General features: G+C 34.4%; 19 protein-coding genes. 13 read left to right on the top strand and 6 right to left on the bottom strand.

Going from position 1 to position 16,757, the window contains the following annotated elements; translation table 11 throughout:
• Positions 1 to 26 precede the first annotated feature (26 nt).
• The 9 genes from hisC to hisIE all read left to right on the top strand — a co-directional run bounded on the left by hisC (position 27) and on the right by hisIE (position 7,162).
• Positions 27 to 1,067 carry a histidinol-phosphate transaminase gene (gene hisC / locus ACJJVP_RS15385; protein WP_405414946.1) on the top strand — a complete coding sequence of 347 codons (1,041 nt, stop codon included), beginning with the start codon at positions 27 to 29 and terminating at the stop codon, positions 1,065 to 1,067.
• A 17-nt stretch (positions 1,068 to 1,084) separates the two neighbouring features.
• Entirely contained in the window at positions 1,085 to 2,050 is a 966-nt protein-coding gene (locus ACJJVP_RS15380) for a DUF2167 domain-containing protein (protein ID WP_036154222.1), read from the top strand.
• Between the two features lie 24 nt (positions 2,051 to 2,074).
• Positions 2,075 to 3,211: a bifunctional histidinol-phosphatase/imidazoleglycerol-phosphate dehydratase HisB gene (gene hisB, locus ACJJVP_RS15375; protein ID WP_405414944.1), complete on the top strand. Its 1,137-nt coding sequence runs from the start codon at positions 2,075 to 2,077 to the stop codon at positions 3,209 to 3,211.
• Between the two features lie 44 nt (positions 3,212 to 3,255).
• On the top strand, positions 3,256 to 3,888 hold the full coding sequence (gene hisH / locus ACJJVP_RS15370; RefSeq protein WP_405414942.1) for an imidazole glycerol phosphate synthase subunit HisH: 633 nt from the start codon (positions 3,256 to 3,258) through the stop codon (positions 3,886 to 3,888).
• On the top strand, positions 3,888 to 4,310 hold the full coding sequence (locus ACJJVP_RS15365; RefSeq protein WP_303600585.1) for a GNAT family N-acetyltransferase: 423 nt from the start codon (positions 3,888 to 3,890) through the stop codon (positions 4,308 to 4,310). Before hisH ends, ACJJVP_RS15365 begins: the two co-directional genes overlap by 1 nt.
• 3 nt (positions 4,311 to 4,313) lie before the next feature.
• Positions 4,314 to 5,045 (top strand): 1-(5-phosphoribosyl)-5-[(5-phosphoribosylamino)methylideneamino]imidazole-4-carboxamide isomerase, encoded by a 732-nt coding sequence (hisA, locus tag ACJJVP_RS15360; protein WP_405414940.1) that lies wholly within the window; start codon positions 4,314 to 4,316, stop codon positions 5,043 to 5,045.
• Positions 5,038 to 5,577, top strand: coding sequence for a DinB family protein (locus ACJJVP_RS15355; protein WP_405414937.1), 540 nt, complete (start codon positions 5,038 to 5,040; stop codon positions 5,575 to 5,577). The genes hisA and ACJJVP_RS15355 overlap by 8 nt, the downstream gene beginning before the upstream one ends.
• A gap of 79 nt (positions 5,578 to 5,656) precedes the next feature.
• Complete coding sequence (hisF, locus tag ACJJVP_RS15350; protein WP_405414936.1) at positions 5,657 to 6,412, top strand: imidazole glycerol phosphate synthase subunit HisF; 756 nt, start codon at positions 5,657 to 5,659, stop codon at positions 6,410 to 6,412.
• A gap of 141 nt (positions 6,413 to 6,553) precedes the next feature.
• Entirely contained in the window at positions 6,554 to 7,162 is a 609-nt protein-coding gene (gene hisIE, locus ACJJVP_RS15345; protein ID WP_405414935.1) for a bifunctional phosphoribosyl-AMP cyclohydrolase/phosphoribosyl-ATP diphosphatase HisIE, read from the top strand.
• Positions 7,163 to 7,350: 188 nt separating this feature from the next.
• Here hisIE and ACJJVP_RS15340 read toward each other — a convergent pair whose 3' ends face one another.
• The 3 genes from ACJJVP_RS15340 to ACJJVP_RS15330 all read right to left on the bottom strand — a co-directional run bounded on the left by ACJJVP_RS15340 (position 7,351) and on the right by ACJJVP_RS15330 (position 8,385).
• Positions 7,351 to 7,764 carry a GNAT family N-acetyltransferase gene (locus ACJJVP_RS15340; RefSeq protein ID WP_405414933.1) on the bottom strand — a complete coding sequence of 138 codons (414 nt, stop codon included), beginning with the start codon at positions 7,762 to 7,764 and terminating at the stop codon, positions 7,351 to 7,353.
• A 45-nt stretch (positions 7,765 to 7,809) separates the two neighbouring features.
• Positions 7,810 to 7,998 carry a hypothetical protein gene (locus tag ACJJVP_RS15335; RefSeq protein ID WP_405414931.1) on the bottom strand — a complete coding sequence of 63 codons (189 nt, stop codon included), beginning with the start codon at positions 7,996 to 7,998 and terminating at the stop codon, positions 7,810 to 7,812.
• A gap of 66 nt (positions 7,999 to 8,064) precedes the next feature.
• Positions 8,065 to 8,385, bottom strand: a complete 321-nt coding sequence (locus ACJJVP_RS15330) for a winged helix-turn-helix transcriptional regulator (protein WP_405414929.1) — start codon at positions 8,383 to 8,385, stop codon at positions 8,065 to 8,067.
• Positions 8,386 to 8,503: 118 nt separating this feature from the next.
• On the opposite strand from ACJJVP_RS15330, the gene ACJJVP_RS15325 reads away from it, so the two are divergent.
• Together ACJJVP_RS15325 and ACJJVP_RS15320 are read left to right on the top strand one after the other, a co-directional pair.
• Positions 8,504 to 9,016, top strand: a complete 513-nt coding sequence (locus ACJJVP_RS15325) for a VOC family protein (protein ID WP_405414927.1) — start codon at positions 8,504 to 8,506, stop codon at positions 9,014 to 9,016.
• Positions 9,017 to 9,162: 146 nt separating this feature from the next.
• The gene (locus tag ACJJVP_RS15320; RefSeq protein ID WP_405414926.1) at positions 9,163 to 10,176 is read left to right on the top strand and encodes a hypothetical protein; all 1,014 of its coding nucleotides are present in this window, start codon (positions 9,163 to 9,165) and stop codon (positions 10,174 to 10,176) included.
• 35 nt (positions 10,177 to 10,211) lie between these two features.
• Here ACJJVP_RS15320 and ACJJVP_RS15315 read toward each other — a convergent pair whose 3' ends face one another.
• Entirely contained in the window at positions 10,212 to 12,020 is a 1,809-nt protein-coding gene (locus tag ACJJVP_RS15315; RefSeq protein WP_405414923.1) for a glycoside hydrolase family 2 protein, read from the bottom strand.
• A gap of 191 nt (positions 12,021 to 12,211) precedes the next feature.
• Between ACJJVP_RS15315 and ACJJVP_RS15310 the strand changes: the two genes are divergently transcribed.
• The gene (locus ACJJVP_RS15310) at positions 12,212 to 14,620 is read left to right on the top strand and encodes a TonB-dependent receptor (protein ID WP_405414921.1); all 2,409 of its coding nucleotides are present in this window, start codon (positions 12,212 to 12,214) and stop codon (positions 14,618 to 14,620) included.
• A gap of 3 nt (positions 14,621 to 14,623) precedes the next feature.
• On the top strand, positions 14,624 to 15,469 hold the full coding sequence (locus ACJJVP_RS15305) for a DUF4249 family protein (RefSeq protein ID WP_405414919.1): 846 nt from the start codon (positions 14,624 to 14,626) through the stop codon (positions 15,467 to 15,469).
• 160 nt (positions 15,470 to 15,629) lie between these two features.
• On the opposite strand, the gene ACJJVP_RS15300 is transcribed toward ACJJVP_RS15305, so the two are convergent.
• Positions 15,630 to 16,040, bottom strand: coding sequence for a hypothetical protein (locus tag ACJJVP_RS15300; protein WP_405414917.1), 411 nt, complete (start codon positions 16,038 to 16,040; stop codon positions 15,630 to 15,632).
• Between the two features lie 168 nt (positions 16,041 to 16,208).
• The gene (locus ACJJVP_RS15295; protein WP_405414915.1) at positions 16,209 to 16,715 is read right to left on the bottom strand and encodes a hypothetical protein; all 507 of its coding nucleotides are present in this window, start codon (positions 16,713 to 16,715) and stop codon (positions 16,209 to 16,211) included.
• Between the last annotated feature and the right edge of the window lie 42 nt (positions 16,716 to 16,757).

The raw sequence follows: 16,757 nt of genomic DNA, 5'->3' as shown, positions 1-16,757 counted from the left end.
TCAATGACCAACACCATATTGAACTGATGAGTTTCAATTTAGATAAAATAACAAGAGAAAACGTAAAAGGCTTAAGTCCTTATTCCTCCGCACGTGACGAATATGTTTCAGATGGTTCAACAATGGTTTTCTTGGATGCGAATGAGAATCCATTTGAAAATGGAGTCAATAGATACCCTGATCCTCAACAGCGAGGTCTAAAGGCTATTTTAGCGGAACAGAAAGGTATTAAAGAAGAAAATATTCTTTTAGGAAATGGTAGCGATGAAGTCTTAGATTTATTGTTCAGGGCTTTCTGTGAGCCTAAGCAAGATAATATTATCACCTTGCCGCCAACATACGGAATGTATAAGGTACTTTCTGGTATTAATATGGTTGAGAATAAAGAGGTCTTATTGATACATGATTTTCAGCCTAACGTTGAGGAGATATTAAAGACGATTGATAGCAATTCCAAACTATTGTTTATATGTTCTCCAAACAATCCCACTGGAAATAGTTTCTCCACAAAAAAAATAGAAGAGCTGTTGAATTCATTTAATGGACTAGTAGTCATTGATGAAGCCTATATTGACTTTTCATCAGAAGAAAGTTGGACTTCTAAACTATCTGAATTTCCAAATCTAATCATTACACAGACTTTGTCAAAGGCTTATGGTATGGCTGGTATACGATTGGGTATCTGTATAGCATCCGCAGAAATTATTGCTGTAGTCAATAAAATTAAACCTCCCTATAATGTAAATCAACTTACGCAAGATAAAGCAACTTTGCGTGTGTTGGATAGAGATGCTGTAAACAACGAAGTGAGTCAAATTTTAACGGAAAGGGCAAAATTAGAAGTGGCATTAAAAACAGTTTCTTTTGTTGAAAAGATATATCCATCAGATGCCAATTTTATCTTGGCAAAAGTAGATGATGCCTCACTTAGATATGATCAATTATTGGAAAAAGGAGTCGTGGTAAGAAATAGAACCACCCAACCATTATGTGAGAATACACTTCGGTTTACTGTAGGTAGTGCTGTAGAGAATAAAACACTTGCTAAGGCGTTAAATTTGATATAACCTTTAAACCAAAACCAATGAAAAGCAAGTTCATTTATTTAATTGCCTTAGTATTAACAATTAGTGTAACACGCGCTCAAGACGTTGAAAGACTAGAATTTATAGCAGATAGTCTTAATTTAAGCGACGAGGAAACAGAGGCGTTAATCAGTTATAAAATGTATTCTGATAGCGTAGAAAATACATTTACCTATATCTATGATAGGTCTATGTTAAACGGAGATGTAGCCAAAATTATGGTTCCAGAAGGTTATAAGTTTTTAGATAGTGAACAAGCACAAAGAGTACTTTCAGATATATGGGGAAACCCTAGAGATGAGTCCGTTATGGGTCTTTTGCTTAAAGAGGATGAGACTCCCGTAAATACTAGTTATGCAATTGAAATTTCATATTCAGAGGACGGATATATTGAGGATGACGATGCACAAGACATGGATTATGATGACTTGTTAAGTGAAATGCAGGATGATGTCAAGGAAGCAAATCCGCAAAGATCTAGTATGGGTTACCCTACAGTAGATTTAATAGGTTGGGCTACAAAACCTTACTATGATTCAGAAAACAAGAAATTATATTGGGCAAAAGAATTACTTTTTGAAGAAGAGGAAACCAGCACTTTAAATTATAATATTAGAGTTTTGGGAAGAAAAGGGTATATGAACCTAAACGTAATTGGTGACATGGATACACTTGAAGATGTTGAGAATAATTTAGATCCAATTTTAGGTAGTGTATCATTTAATACAGGATATAAGTATTCTGAATTTGATCCAGATTTTGATGATGTTGCGGCTTATGGTATAGGAGGTTTAATCGCTGGTAAAATTTTGGCTAAAGCTGGTTTTTTTGCACTTATACTTAAATTTTGGAAGTTTATAGCAATTGGCGGAGTAGCACTATTTGCAGGAGCAAAGAAATTCTTTTTTGGATCAAAAGAGCAAACAGCAATTGAAGGTCCTAAAGACAATTCCAAATTGTCTTAGTATTTACTTTTATATGAAAATGAAATGAAAAAACGTGTATTGTTTATTGATAGAGATGGCACCATCATCAAAGAAACCGTAGATGAGCAGATAGATGCATTTGAAAAAATGATTTTCTACCCCAAAGCATTTACTTTTCTAGGCAAAATTGCTAAAGAATTAGACTATGAATTGGTGATGATTACCAACCAAGACGGATTAGGAACAGATGTTTTTCCTGAGGACACCTTTTGGCCAGTTCATAATTTTATATTAAAATCTTTTGAAAACGAAGGTGTCGTTTTTGAAAAAGTGTTTCTTGATCGAACTTTTCCGCATGAAAATGCCAACACTAGAAAACCTGGTACTGGATTGTTGACCGAGTATTTTTCGGATGGTTATGATTTAGAAAATTCTTTTGTTATCGGGGATCGATTAACCGATATGGAATTGGCTAAAAACTTAGGTTCAAAAGGGATATTCATCAATGATGAAACCAATTTGGGTACTGGGGAAATTACGGTTAAGCGTGATGAATTAAATAGCCATATTGCTATTGAAAGCAATGATTGGGAGAAGATTTATGAATTCTTGAAGTTGAATGATAGAACGGCTGAAATTCATAGAAAAACCAATGAGACAGATATTGCTATCAAGCTAAATCTAGATGGTACAGGTAAAAGTGATATTAAAACCGGATTGGCATTTTTTGACCATATGCTGGATCAATTGGCTCGTCATGGGCAAATGGATTTAATGATTAAAGTGAATGGCGATTTAGAAGTTGATGAACATCATACAATAGAGGATACGGGCATTGCACTAGGTGAAGTATTTCATTCGGCTTTAGGAAACAAACTAGGTATAGAACGATATGGATTCTGCTTGCCAATGGATGATTGTTTAGCACAATCCGCTATAGATTTTGGTGGTAGAAATTGGCTGGTATGGGATGCAGACTTTAATCGTGAAATGGTAGGTGATATGCCTACGGAGATGTTTCACCATTTCTTTAAATCGTTCACGGACGGAGCTAAGGCAAACTTAAATATAAAGGCAGAAGGTACCAACGAGCATCATAAAATCGAAGCTATTTTCAAAGCCTTTGCAAAGAGCATAAAAATGGCGGTAAAAAGAGATGTTGAAAAAATGGTGTTGCCAAGTACAAAGGGAGTATTGTAAAAAGCCCCCTAACCCCCAAAGGGGGAATTCTTAAGTTTTATATTATGAATACAGAAAAAAATAAAGCATCTACTAGCACCCCTTTTGGGGGCGGGGGGGGCATTGTAATTATAAATTACGGAGCAGGAAATATTCAGAGTATCAAATTTGCAATTAAACGCTTAGGTTATGAATCTGTTTTAAGCAATGATGTTTCTGAAATACAGCGTGCCGATAAAGTGATATTCCCAGGGGTAGGTGAGGCAAGTAGTGCCATGAAAATGTTATTAAACAGTGGTTTGGACAAAGTAATCCCGACTTTAAAACAGCCTGTATTAGGTATTTGTTTAGGTATGCAATTAATGTGTCATTCGTCTGAGGAAGGTAATACTACTGGCCTAGGAATTTTTGATGTTGATGTCGTAAAGTTTGATAATACAGTAAAGGTTCCACAGATTGGATGGAATCAGATTACAAATTTGAAATCTGAATTATTTAATGGTATTGAAGAAAAAGAGCATATTTATCTAGTGCATAGTTTTTATGCGCCATTGTGTTCTGAAACAATTGCTGAATGTACTTATGGTTTAGATTATAGTGCTGCATTGAGAAAAGATAATTTTTACGGTACTCAGTTTCACCCAGAGAAATCTAGTGATGTAGGGGAGAAGATTTTGGAGAATTTTTTAAAAATGTAATGAAGCAAGATTATTTTATTTCAACTGATAAAAACCTTGTCAATGTAGATGCAATTCAACAGTTTATTGCTAATTCATATTGGGGAGACAATAGAACATTAGAAGAAGTAAAAACAACGATTGAAAACTCTTACTGTTTTGGAATATACACTAAAGAAAATGATCAAATTGGCTTTGCCAGAGTAGTCACCGATTATATTTATTTCGGATATTTTATGGATGTGATTATTCTAGATAAATTTCAAGGTAAGGGTTATGGTAAGATTTTAGTGAAAGCGATGTTAGAAGATACTACCATTAAAAAACTTAAAACATTAGCATTAAAAACTAAAGATGCCCATTTGTTATATGAGCGTTTCGGATTTAATAAAATAGGAGATTCACCATTGTGGATGTCTGTTGATAAACAAATTTTAGATTAAAGAATGAGAATTATTCCTGCTATAGATATCATTGATGGTAAATGTGTCCGCCTTTCTAAGGGAGACTACGATACCAAAAAAATATATAATGAGAACCCGTTAGAGGTAGCTAAAGAATTTGAAGCACACGGAATTCAACATTTACACTTGGTAGATTTAGATGGTGCGAAATCAAAGCATATTGTAAATCATAAAGTACTGGAGCAAATTGCTTCACAAACCAATTTGAATATTGATTTTGGAGGCGGATTAAAAACTGATGATGATTTGCGTATTGCTTTTGATAGTGGCGCAAAGCAAGTTACTGGTGGTAGCATTGCGGTCAAAGATTCAGATACGTTTTTGGGATGGATTCAAAAACATGGTTCAGAAAGAATTATTCTTGGAGCTGACGCTATGGATGAAAAAGTTGCTGTATCCGGTTGGTTAGAGGAATCTAAGGAAGAACTGATTCCCTTTATACAATCGTACCAAGCAAAAGGAATACAATACGTTATTTGTACAGATATTAGTAAAGATGGTATGCTAGAAGGTCCGTCTTTCGACTTATATTCCAAAATTATAAGTGCAACAGATACAGGATTAAAACTAATAGCTAGTGGCGGAATATCTACTTTTGACGAGTTACCAAAACTGGCTGAAATGGGTTGTGAGGGTACTATCATCGGTAAGGCGATTTATGAAAATAGAATCAGTCTTAAGCAATTGGAATCGTATATTTTAAACAATGGATAAGGAAGAACGATTAGTACAAGAAATTGTTGAAAATGCCATGTATCGTATGGACGAAAGCACGCGCATGATTAAGAAAAGTCTTGCTGAAATTTCAGAAGAAGAAATTTGGCAGAAGCCTAACCCTTCTTTGAACAGTATGGCTAATCTTATTTTACATCTATGTGGTAATATGACGCAATATGTAATTTCTTCTATCGGTGAAATCGAAGATAATAGAGATAGAGACGCAGAGTTTTCTGTTAATTCAGGTCTAACAAAAGCAGAGTTATTACATAAGTTGGAAGATACGGTAGATTCCGTAAAACGGGTCATATTCGATTCTACAGTCGATAAGTTGATAAAAGTTAGGTCTGTACAAGGAATGTCTTTTTCGGGGGTTGGTGCAATTATGCATGCCGTTGAACATTTTTCATACCATACCGGTCAAATTGCTTTTTATGTTAAACTGATTAAAGAAAAGGATTTGGGATTTTATGACGGGGTCGATTTGAATATTATAGGCCCCCAAACCCCCAAAGGGGGATTATCTTGACCAAATATAACAGTACTATGAAAATGTATAAAATTTTGAGTATTAATTCTCCCCTATTGGGGGAGCTAGAGGGGGCAATATGTTAGCAAAAAGAATAATACCTTGTTTAGATATTAAAGATGGTAGAACCGTAAAAGGTGTCAATTTCGTTGATTTACGTGATGCTGGCGATCCTGTTGAGTTGGCTGAAATTTATAGCCGAGAAGGGGCAGATGAATTGGTGTTCTTGGACATTTCTGCTACGGAACAAAAACGTAAAACTTTGGCAGACTTAGTATATCGCGTAGCGGAAAAGGTAAATATACCATTTACTGTTGGTGGCGGAATATCATCTGTTGAAGACGTTGATGTTTTATTACATAACGGGGCGGATAAAGTTTCCATCAATTCATCTGCAGTAAAGAATCCGCAGTTGATTAATGATCTGGTTGCTAAATTTGGCTCGCAATGTATTGTAGTTGCTATAGACGCCAAACAGATAGATGGTGAGTGGATAGTCCATTTAGTAGGTGGAAAAGTACCTACAGAGCGCAAATTATTTGAATGGGCAAAAGAAGTTGAGGAACGCGGAGCTGGTGAAATTTTATTTACTTCTATGGATAATGACGGTACTAAAGACGGATTTGCAAATGAAGCTTTAGCAAGATTATCTTCAGAATTAAATATTCCGATAATTGCTTCTGGTGGAGCCGGTAATAAACAACATTTTAGCGATACTTTTACAGAAGGTAAAGCAGATGCAGCATTGGCAGCAAGTGTTTTTCACTTCAAAGAAATTGGTATACAAGAATTGAAACTTGAGTTACAAGGAAATGGGATTCCTGTGAGGGTTTAGTTACAGTGTTCAGTTTCAGTTGGCAGTCGCAGTGTTCAATATCAGTACAAGTTTACAGTTTTGACAAACGAAATGTCACTTCGGCTACGCTCAGTGACCGATTTTAAAATAGAATAAAAATAAAATTAGAATACAATACATATGGAGTTTAATACACCGAATTGGGAGAAAATGAGTGACGGATTAGTACCTGCAATCATACAGGATGCACGAACTAAAAATGTATTAATGCTTGGTTATATGAATGCAGATGCATTAGCTAAGACTACCGATACTGGAAAAGTAACTTTCTTTAGTCGCTCAAAACAGCGGTTATGGACAAAAGGAGAGGAAAGTGGAAACTTTTTAAACTTGGTCTCCATCAAAAACGATTGTGATAACGATTCCCTTTTAATTAATGTAAATCCAGTTGGTCCAACGTGTCATACAGGTACTGATACTTGTTGGAGTGAAAATAATAATTCTAATTTTGGATTTTTCTCGGAATTGGAAAGCACTATTGAAGAACGTAGAACTACTGCAGATGACAGTACATCTTATGTTGCTTCATTATTTAAGAAAGGTATCAACAAAGTTGCCCAAAAAGTAGGGGAGGAAGCTGTTGAAACTGTTATAGAGGCAATGGATAATAATGATGAACTGTTCTTGTATGAAAGCGCAGATTTATTATTTCACTATTTAATGTTATTACAAGCAAAAGGATTTACGCTAAAAGATATTGAAGCAGAACTAATGAAGAGGAAAAAGTAATTTAAATACTTTACTAAATTAGAACAATACCTATTTAATAGCTTAAAGGCAATTAAATAGGTATTTGCTTTTAGGAGAACCGTTGTTAACCTATTCTATTTTGGAGTTGATCTATTGTGCTAGTATGCTTAATAGACCTTTATTATAATCCTTGATTAAAGTCAACAACTAACCATATTATATTTGGTTTAAGAAAAAGTTCTCTCCATAATCACGAAATCTATTCCACCTTTCACATAAGTTTTGTTGGTTACTTTCATCCCGAATTTAGTGTAATAATTAGTCTTGCTCTGCCTAGCATTACACCAGATTTTTGTTAGTGATTTTGTAGCGGCTATTTGCATTATTTCATTTAATAATATACTACCATATCCCTTGCCTTGGTGACTTTCTAATGTAGCAAATTTTCTAAATTGGGCTTCCTTATGATTTATGAACAGAGAGATTACTGATGTTAATTGGTCTTCTAAAAATAGACCGTAATGCCTTCCCTCGTTGTCTTTAGGTAGTTTTATATAATCTAATGGCTTGTTTGGCCACATAACCTGGTGTCTAATGGCTAATGTTTCCAGAGAAGTAATTTCAATGATTTTGTACAACATAATCCAGCAACTACAAGTTGCTCAAATGTAATCAGGTTTTATGGGTTATTCAAACACTAATTTGTCTTGAACCTTATCTACTGAAACCCACTTAAATTTTATAGGAGACCAATTGTCTATACTTTCGGTTGACGCGTTATTTTTTATGTAAACGGTATCATCTTTTGTAAATACATGCTGGGTGTCAATTACTTCTTGCGAATAGATTTTAGTAGATTTTTTATTTTCAATCAAACCGATATTTTTTTAATAAAACCCAATATTCTGTATTTTGTTGTGTTAATGAATAGTTAATTAGTTTTATACTAGCTTGTTAGGGTTGTCTTTTGCCCCCCATGAATCTAAGCTCAATAGAATATTTTCCAGTGATTTTCCACGCTCACTTAAGCCATATTCTACTTTTGGAGGCACTACTGGGAAAACCTCGCGTATAATCAATCCGTCTTTTTCTAACTCTCTTACGGTTTGGGTAAACATTTTGTTTGATATGCCCGGTACTTTTTTCTGTAGTACACCAGACCGAACCGGACCCTCCAAAAGATGAAAAAGTACAATGGGTTTCCATTTCGTACCAATTAAATTCATGGTATGGTCTAAGGGACAATAATTTTTTGAATTCATATAAAATATAACTAACTAATAATCAGTAATTAACTCTTTTTGGTAACTATAGCACTTTTAGGTAAGTTATTGTCAATAAGGCAAATATAGATTTATTTTGTACTATAAAATAATAGATATGAAAACAAATACAGTTTACCCCAAATCATTTTCACATATTGGCATTACAGTTCCTAATATTACAAAGGCTGTAAAATTTTACTCAGAAGTAATGGGCTGGTATGTTATTATGGAACCATCAAAAATTAAGAAAGAGAAAGAAACCGCTATCGGTCTTATGTGTATTGATGTCTTTGGCGATGATTGGGAAGAGTTTGAAATTGCCCACATGTCAACTTCTGACGGAATAGGTGTTGAGTTATTCTCTTTTCCTCATGGAGTAAAAGAAGCTCCGGAGTTTAATCCGTTTAATACCGGTTTGTTTCACTTTTGTATTCAAGACCCTAATATTAAAGATTTGGTTGCCAAAATCGTGGAAAATGGTGGTAAGCAAAGAATGCCGATTCGTGAGTATTATCCAAAAGACAAGCCATACAAAATGTGTTATGTAGAAGACCCTTTCGGAATCGTTTTCGAAGTATACACACATAGTTATGAATTAACGTATTCTTCTGGTGCTTATACTGGATAAGTTTAAAATACAAAGCTAAAAAAGCGATTAATGTTTAATTAAACATTAATCGCTTTTTATTTCAATGACTTCATTACTAAGTGAATATAAATTTTATATCTTTAACTATCCCTCAGAATGTTTCATTTTAAAACCACCACCAAATTATGAAATCATCTGTTATTTTTCTTAGAGTATTTCTACTAAGTTTCATATGGCTACTTTTCACTTCATTTTTTAAATCACATCATTTTAAACCAATATCTATAGAAGATAATTCAGAAGTTTTAGAGCTGAATACAGACGGACTCTATTACGCTGAATTTTACGATTATATTTTCCGTGGTCATTTCGAAGAACTTGACGTTAGTAGAGATGACATGCAATTTCTACTAATTTTTGGGCAATACTTAAGGGCTTACGGTGGGCAATGTGCTAATTCGTTACCAGCAAATAAAGTAGAAATTATGAATCAAACCTGTGCAACAGAAGAGGTGACTACCGATGGCTACGGCATAGAGGTGAGTAGAATATGTGTTGAATACGTTTGGGTAGGTAGCGGATTGTATGCAAAGCCAGATTTATATGATGCTAAAATGGAAATTGAAGGTAAACAAAGAGCGAATGGGCTAGGTACGATGATGAAGATGATTACCGACCCTAATAGCATGGGTAATTCTGTGGATATGGCTCATAAGGCAACGGGACTTAAAAATGACATGTCTAAAATTTTTAAACTTAACCCATGTGATAGTCCCGGTTTAAAACGCTTTGAAGAAAACTTAAAACTTTTTGCGCTGAACGAACCTGGTATACGAATGAATGAAGACAGTAAGTATACTACGATGAAAAAGTCTGGCGGGCCAACAGGCAATCAAAACTTTGGTAAGTTGGTTGATGATTTGGTTTATGATCAATCTCAAACATGGTCTTTTAACAGATATACTAAGGGAAGTATTTCTGGAGTAACAACATCATCTCGTGACACCCAAGGCAGACCAATGGTGTTAAGTGCCAATTATAGCTTTTCCGGGTTTAGTGGTAATAGCAAAGGATCTGTGCGTATTACTTTTAAAAACGGATTGCCTAAGTGTATCTATTTCTATGATTTTCCGCAAAATTGTAAAACACCGAATAGCAGTATTCTATCTTCGTATGTAGAAGGAAAATATGCTAACTAAAAATTTTAAATTCTCAGTTAGCATATCTAATAGTATTATCTCTTATCCATTTCAAGATAATACTCTTGTAAGGTAAAAAAAGCCTTCTTCTTCATGCCTTGTTCAGAGATCAATCCTTTTCTATTGAAATCATCTTGAATTCTGCGTAATGGTCGTCTTGATGAACGAAAATCCATCAAAATCCAAGGAGATAATCCAGCCATAAAATCGATGTTTTTCATCATTTCAATATTAGACTTAAAGAGTTCCTCTTGGTATTCTTCTGTCCATCTTTCATTTTTATCACCATGTAAACCGTATAAAGCCCCACCACCGATTTCACTCATGATCATTGGTTTGTTGTAAGCACTTGCCCATTTTATACTACTACATGAATCTACATCCCCATAATACCAACCACAATAATTATTAATACCAATAACATCAACTACTTTACCAAGTGGATCCTCTATTAAATTGCCATCATCGCCTTTACCCTGTGTATCCAATGCAGCAGTAATTAATCTTGTATTATCCAGCTCACGAGCTTTCTCTGCCAAATTGGTGATAAATGATAAACGTGGCTCGCTTTCAGGTGTTTCATTTGCCATAGACCATAGTACTACCGAAGCCCTATTTTTATCGCGAGAGATCATTTCGGTCAATTGATTTTCGGCATTTGCATAGGTATCTTCATTATCGAACTGAATAGTCCAATACACGGGAATTTCTGACCATATTAAAAAGCCCATTTTCTCTGCTTCTTTCACCATTGCCTCGCTATGTGGGTAATGTGCTAATCGTAGAAAATTACATCCTAATTCTTTTGCCCAATTCAATAGTACCTTGCATTCTTCAACAGAAACTACACGCCCTGTTTTAAATGCTGCTTCTTCGTGAATACTAATACCCTTCAAAAAAGTTTCTTTTCCATTAATCAATATTTTAGAACCATCGGTTGTAACCGTCCTAAATCCTATTTGATCAACAACTTTATCTGTATTTGTTTCTACGATTACTTCATATAATTTAGGAGAATCTGGTGACCATAGTTTTGGTTTCGCATTAATTATAAATGATGCTTTACCATCTTTTGCTACTGCTTTTACGGTTTTCTTTAGTTCAGGTATTTTAATGCTTACGGCATCACCTTCTTTTGCATTGGCTAAACTAACCCATCCACTTATTTTATTTGTAGCTCCTTTTTCTAATTGAACAGCGTAATCTTCGATATGGGTTTTAGGTACATTTATTAAATGAACAGATCTTGTAATTCCACCGTAATTCCACCAATCTTGATTTACGGTTGGCACATTTTCTTTTTTACGTTTGTTATCAACCTTTACGACAACAAAATTATTTCCTTCTACAAGTTTATCGGTAACATTAAATTGAAACGGAGTGTAACCACCAATGTGTTTGCCTATTTTTTCGCCGTTTAGATAAACAATTGCTTCATAGTTTACAGCCTCAAAATATAGAAAGCTTTCTTTATTTGAAGTAGGGGTATAGTTGAAATCCTTCTTATACCATAATGTACCTTCATAGTAGTAAAGTTTATCCATTTGAGTGTTCCAATCACCGGGTACATCTAATTGAAGGCTGGTATCGAAATTATATTCTATGAGATCAGTAGGAGATTGCATTTTTGCATTTTTAAAATATCCTTGATCATATTCTTGCAGTCTGTGGTTGTAAAATCCGTTTTCTAATGGATCTACGATAATATCCCATTTGCCATTTAAAGATGTTTTTTCTCTAGCATCTATGTTTTGAAGTAAATCAGCATGATTAACGTCTTGAGCAACAGCTGCAACGCTTGAAATTAAGAGTAAAATAAAAATAAAATTGTTTAAGACTTTCATTTGGTAAGTTTGATTTTAGTTGAAGATTGAAATTAATCGTTTTAATTAAAAAACAGTGCAAATTTTTAAAACATTATGGAATTTAATTCATGTCTGTCAATGTTAGTATTTTTTAAATATTCACTTTTGGTGTAACATTTTAAATATTATATAGTCTTATTGCGGTATTCATTTATCAATTAAACTAAAACATGATTAAAAAAGGAAAGTGCAAAGTGCGCTTAAGGTGGCTTAGCGTCACAAGTATTATTATTTTATTACTTAGTTACACTCCAGTTTTAGCTCAAGAAAGCTATACCATAAGTGGTAAAATAACCGACATTGAAAACGGAGAAACACTTTTTGGGGCATCTGTTTTTTTAGAGGGAACCACAATTGGTGTCGTAACCAACGAATATGGTTTTTATTCTATTACTGCCCCAAAGAGCGAATATCGCTTACTTATTACCTATATGGGGTATGCCGATATTAAACAAGATGTAAATCTTGATCGAAACCAAAACTTCAATTTTGAACTATCGGAAATATCTACACAGCTAGATGAAGTGGAAGTTACGGCAGAAGAATCTGAGATTGCCGTGTTACGTAAACCAGAAATAAGTGTTCTTAAAATGAACATTGAAACCGTAAAACAAATGCCAGTGGTTCTGGGCGAAGTTGATATTCTAAAGTCTTTACAGATGTTGCCGGGTGTTACCAACAATGGTGAAGGTACTGGCGGATTTCATGTGCGTGGCGGTGCAGGGGACCAAAACCTAGTACTGTTAGATGAGGCTATAATTTACAATACATCGCATATGTTCGGTTTTTTCTCTGTGTTTAATGCTGATGCCATAAAGGATGTAAAATTGTATAAAGGAGGTATACCTGCTAGATATGGCGGTCGTGTATCTTCGGTTTTAGATGTGCGTCAAAAAGATGGGAACAGTAAGCGGTTTGCAGCTACGGGTGGTATCGGTATCATATCTAGCCGATTGGCTTTAGAAGCTCCGTTGTTTAAAGAAAAAGGATCTTTCTTAATTGCTGGTAGAAGTTCATATGCCAATCTATTATTAAAAGCGGCCGGGCAAGATAATAGCGTTGGTTTCTATGACTTAAACCTAAAGACCAATTATAAAATCAATGCAAATAACAGGCTTTTTCTTTCAGGTTATTTTGGAAGGGATTCTTTTGAGCTAGGGGACACTTTCAGCAATTCTTATGGTAATGCTACCGGTAATCTACGTTGGAATCATATTTTTAACGACAAGCTTTTTTCAAATTTATCTGCTATTTATAGTAAGTACGATTATAAGTTAGGTTTAACTTTTGCTGAGTTGGACTGGGTTTCGTCTATTACCAATTACAATCTTAAATATGATCTTAAATATTATTTCAGCGATAAGTTTAAATTAGATTTTGGCGCAAGCGGAATATATTATCAGTTTGATCCGGGTGAGATAAAGCCAACTTCTGAAACCTCGGCTGTAAATCCTTTATTGTTAGATAATAAAAAAGCTATTGAAAGTGGTGTCTACGTAAATGCCGAACATAAATTGACAGATAAACTAACGGCTCAATACGGGTTGCGTTATAGTGCCTTTACAAGGTTAGGTGGTCAACCCATGACGGAATATGAAAATAACCAACCGGTAGTCTACAATTCAGACTTAGGTATCTATGAGCGTGGTACTGCAATAGGGGAGACGGTTTACGATAATGGAGATGCCATTAAATCTTTTGGAAATTTAGAACCTAGAGCTTCACTTGCCTATACAATTGATGATAATTCTTCATTAAAAGCGGGTTTCTCTAGAGTGGCGCAATACATTCATTTATTATCGAATACCTCTTCTGCAACGCCTTTAGATGTTTGGGCACCCAGCGGACAATATATAGACCCTCAACTATCTAATCAATATGCTTTGGGCTACTTCCGTAATTTCAAGAACAAAGCTTATTCTATGGAAGCTGAAGTATATTATAAGAATACCGATAATAGAATTGATTATATAGATGGTTCGGACCTTATTGGACAGAATACGATTGAGACCGAAATACTAAAAGGGGAATCTAGAGCATACGGATTAGAGCTATTGTTCCGTAAGAACGAAGGTAAGTTCACAGGATGGATTGCTTACACCCTTTCTAAATCTGAACAAAGAACTCCTGGTGGTACTGCTGGCGGACTAGGTATTAACGATGGCAATTGGTATAATACTCCGTATGATAGAACTCACGATATTTCCATTTCTGGCTCCTATCAATTAAATGACAAATGGAGTTTTGGAACCAATCTTGTTTTCCAAACGGGTAGACCGGTTACATACCCTAATGGTCAATATGAGTATGAAGGCGTTTCCATTGCCAGTTATTCCTACAGAAATTCCGATAGATTACCGGCTTATCATCGTTTAGATCTATCGGTTAATTATAAACCGAACAAAAAGCCAAATGCGAAATTAAAAGGAGAATGGGTATTAGGGCTGTACAATGCGTACAATCGTAAAAATGCGGCTTCCATATCATTTGGTCAGAATATAGAAACAGGGGCTAATGAAGCTACCAGAACAGCTATTTTCGGTATTGTGCCTTCATTAACGTATAATTTCAAATTTTAAAACATGCAAAATCCAATAAAATTTATAACACTTATATTGTTATGTACCATGGTCTCATGTACAGATGTGATTGATGTCGAAGTACAAACCGATACCATACGCTTAGTAGTAGAAGCTTCTCTAGATTGGGAAAAAGGTACTACCGGTAATGAGCAAAGTATTACGCTACGTACTTCTACACTATTTTTTGATACTCAAAGTACAGATGTAGTTGGTGCAGAGGTCAAAGTAACCAATGATGTTAATGGAGAAGTTTATCTCTTTACAGACCAAAATGATGGAACCTATACATCCACTACATTCAATCCGCAATTAGAAGCTAGTTATACTTTAGAAATTATTTATGACGGACAAACATATACTGCAAATGACACCATGAATCCGGTGGCAGATATTATAGATGTATTTCAAGATACAGAAGACGGTTTTGATGATGAAACCATTGAATTACATATTGTTTTTAACGATTTTGAGGCGGAAGGGGATAATTACTTTTTTAAGTATGAAAGACCACAAGATCTTTTACCAATACTAGAATCAGGTGATGATGAATTTATAAACGGTAACGAGGTAGATTGGTGGTTCGAGATAAATGAAGATGATGATGAAGAGGGAGAAATAAAACCATTAGCCCCAGGTGATGTGGTAACCATAAATATGCACAGTATTTCTAGACCCTATTACAATTATATTGATATTGTAATCGATCAACTTGGTGGTGTCGGTCTTTTTGAGTCTACGCCTGTAGCAATAAAAGGTAATTGTATTAACACAACAAACCCAGATAATTACGCACATGGCTATTTTAGGGTTACTCAGAAAAATACGGTAATCTATACGGTAGAGTAGAAAGGGTATTGTTATCAAAAATATAACCAAGCACTAAAGGATTTAGGGCTTGGTTTTTTATTTCTAAAAGAGTTTATAGGTTAGGTGTCTAGAATAAAATTCTTTTAGATTTGAAAAGACTATGTTTTCTTTTGCTTTAGTTCTTTGTTGTAAACAGTTTTTATTTTTTCCAGCCTTTATATGCGATTACTATTCCTATGATTCCGAGTATAATACCGCTCCAAAAATCATTCGACTCTTCATATTCATTTAAGAATACAATTTTGTCCTCGTTTTCATTGGTCAATACGTCCACATCGCTTTTACCAATTATCGTTTCGCAAATTATCCGATTTCCTTTTTTTAAGAAAACCTGTCCATTAAATGTCAACTTATAATATCCACCTCTCTGTCCAAGGTTATCACAATCTTTTGGTGTTTCAAGCACTTTAGCGGTTACAATTTTATTCTGCTCAGTTATTCTCTTTTTAACGACTCCATTATTCAGAACAATGACCGCAATAAGTAACATAAATAATCCGCCGATTATTAGACCTTTAGTTATAATAAATGATATGATTTTTGATTTCAATAAGGAGATTCTAAATTGTTTACATCGGTTTGGCTATGAACAGTACGGGAGCAAACTAGCGTTTGCTTTCCGCCACGCACATAGCAAAATCTTTTTGTTTTGTTTTTTCTTTTCCTTGTTTAAAGCAAAATCCCAAAGATTTTTCGGACTTTATAAATATACACAAACCTAGCATTTAAGCTCCAGGTCCGCATTGTTTATAGATTGTGTTGTATGACGTTTTTTTATTTCCGTTTGTAATGAGTCAATGGCATTATTTAACTGTTTTATTTCAGTACGTTGAACTTCTAGTTTCTTATTATCAGTATAATTTAACCAGCCTAAAATAGCTGTAGATAAACCAAATATGATAGCAATACTAATTTTAATAACCTCTGGTGTTATTTTACTTCTATGCGCTTTTTTTTTGATGTCATTTTCAGAACGTATAAATGAAGAATAAGAACCGTATTTCTCATACATTATCCGTCCATTATAATTCAATGATACAGATAGCTTATCTTGATTTTTTGGAGAAACCCATTTTTTGTTTATCATTTCTTCACATATTGAAGAAATCATTCCGCTGTCATTTATGTCCAATTTCTCACGACATGTCGGAATTAAATTCCAATAATTATTCTGATTTTCATATAGGAATTTTAGAATTACATTAAATGCTTGGTCTCTATTCATTTTTTAAATGTCATACAGCAATCGTATATATTCACAATTGCA

The organism is Maribacter sp. Asnod1-A12, from assembly GCF_045063735.1.
Taxonomy (GTDB): domain Bacteria; phylum Bacteroidota; class Bacteroidia; order Flavobacteriales; family Flavobacteriaceae; genus Maribacter.
Note: the sequence above shows the minus strand (reverse complement) of the source record. Positions and strands in the feature narration are given on the sequence as shown.

Excerpts from the sequence above, each read along its gene's own strand:
- hisC (WP_405414946.1), top strand. The coding sequence starts at position 27 with ATGAGTTTCAATTTAGATAAAATAACAAGAGAAAACGTAAAAGGCTTA.
- ACJJVP_RS15380 (WP_036154222.1), top strand. The coding sequence starts at position 1,085 with ATGAAAAGCAAGTTCATTTATTTAATTGCCTTAGTATTAACAATTAGT.
- hisB (WP_405414944.1), top strand. The coding sequence starts at position 2,075 with ATGAAAAAACGTGTATTGTTTATTGATAGAGATGGCACCATCATCAAA.
- hisH (WP_405414942.1), top strand. The coding sequence starts at position 3,256 with ATGAATACAGAAAAAAATAAAGCATCTACTAGCACCCCTTTTGGGGGC.
- ACJJVP_RS15365 (WP_303600585.1), top strand. The coding sequence starts at position 3,888 with ATGAAGCAAGATTATTTTATTTCAACTGATAAAAACCTTGTCAATGTA.
- hisA (WP_405414940.1), top strand. The coding sequence starts at position 4,314 with ATGAGAATTATTCCTGCTATAGATATCATTGATGGTAAATGTGTCCGC.
- ACJJVP_RS15355 (WP_405414937.1), top strand. The coding sequence starts at position 5,038 with ATGGATAAGGAAGAACGATTAGTACAAGAAATTGTTGAAAATGCCATG.
- hisF (WP_405414936.1), top strand. The coding sequence starts at position 5,657 with ATGTTAGCAAAAAGAATAATACCTTGTTTAGATATTAAAGATGGTAGA.
- hisIE (WP_405414935.1), top strand. The coding sequence starts at position 6,554 with ATGGAGTTTAATACACCGAATTGGGAGAAAATGAGTGACGGATTAGTA.
- ACJJVP_RS15340 (WP_405414933.1), bottom strand. The coding sequence starts at position 7,764 with ATGTTGTACAAAATCATTGAAATTACTTCTCTGGAAACATTAGCCATT.
- ACJJVP_RS15330 (WP_405414929.1), bottom strand. The coding sequence starts at position 8,385 with ATGAATTCAAAAAATTATTGTCCCTTAGACCATACCATGAATTTAATT.
- ACJJVP_RS15325 (WP_405414927.1), top strand. The coding sequence starts at position 8,504 with ATGAAAACAAATACAGTTTACCCCAAATCATTTTCACATATTGGCATT.
- ACJJVP_RS15320 (WP_405414926.1), top strand. The coding sequence starts at position 9,163 with ATGAAATCATCTGTTATTTTTCTTAGAGTATTTCTACTAAGTTTCATA.
- ACJJVP_RS15315 (WP_405414923.1), bottom strand. The coding sequence starts at position 12,020 with ATGAAAGTCTTAAACAATTTTATTTTTATTTTACTCTTAATTTCAAGC.
- ACJJVP_RS15310 (WP_405414921.1), top strand. The coding sequence starts at position 12,212 with ATGATTAAAAAAGGAAAGTGCAAAGTGCGCTTAAGGTGGCTTAGCGTC.
- ACJJVP_RS15305 (WP_405414919.1), top strand. The coding sequence starts at position 14,624 with ATGCAAAATCCAATAAAATTTATAACACTTATATTGTTATGTACCATG.
- ACJJVP_RS15295 (WP_405414915.1), bottom strand. The coding sequence starts at position 16,715 with ATGAATAGAGACCAAGCATTTAATGTAATTCTAAAATTCCTATATGAA.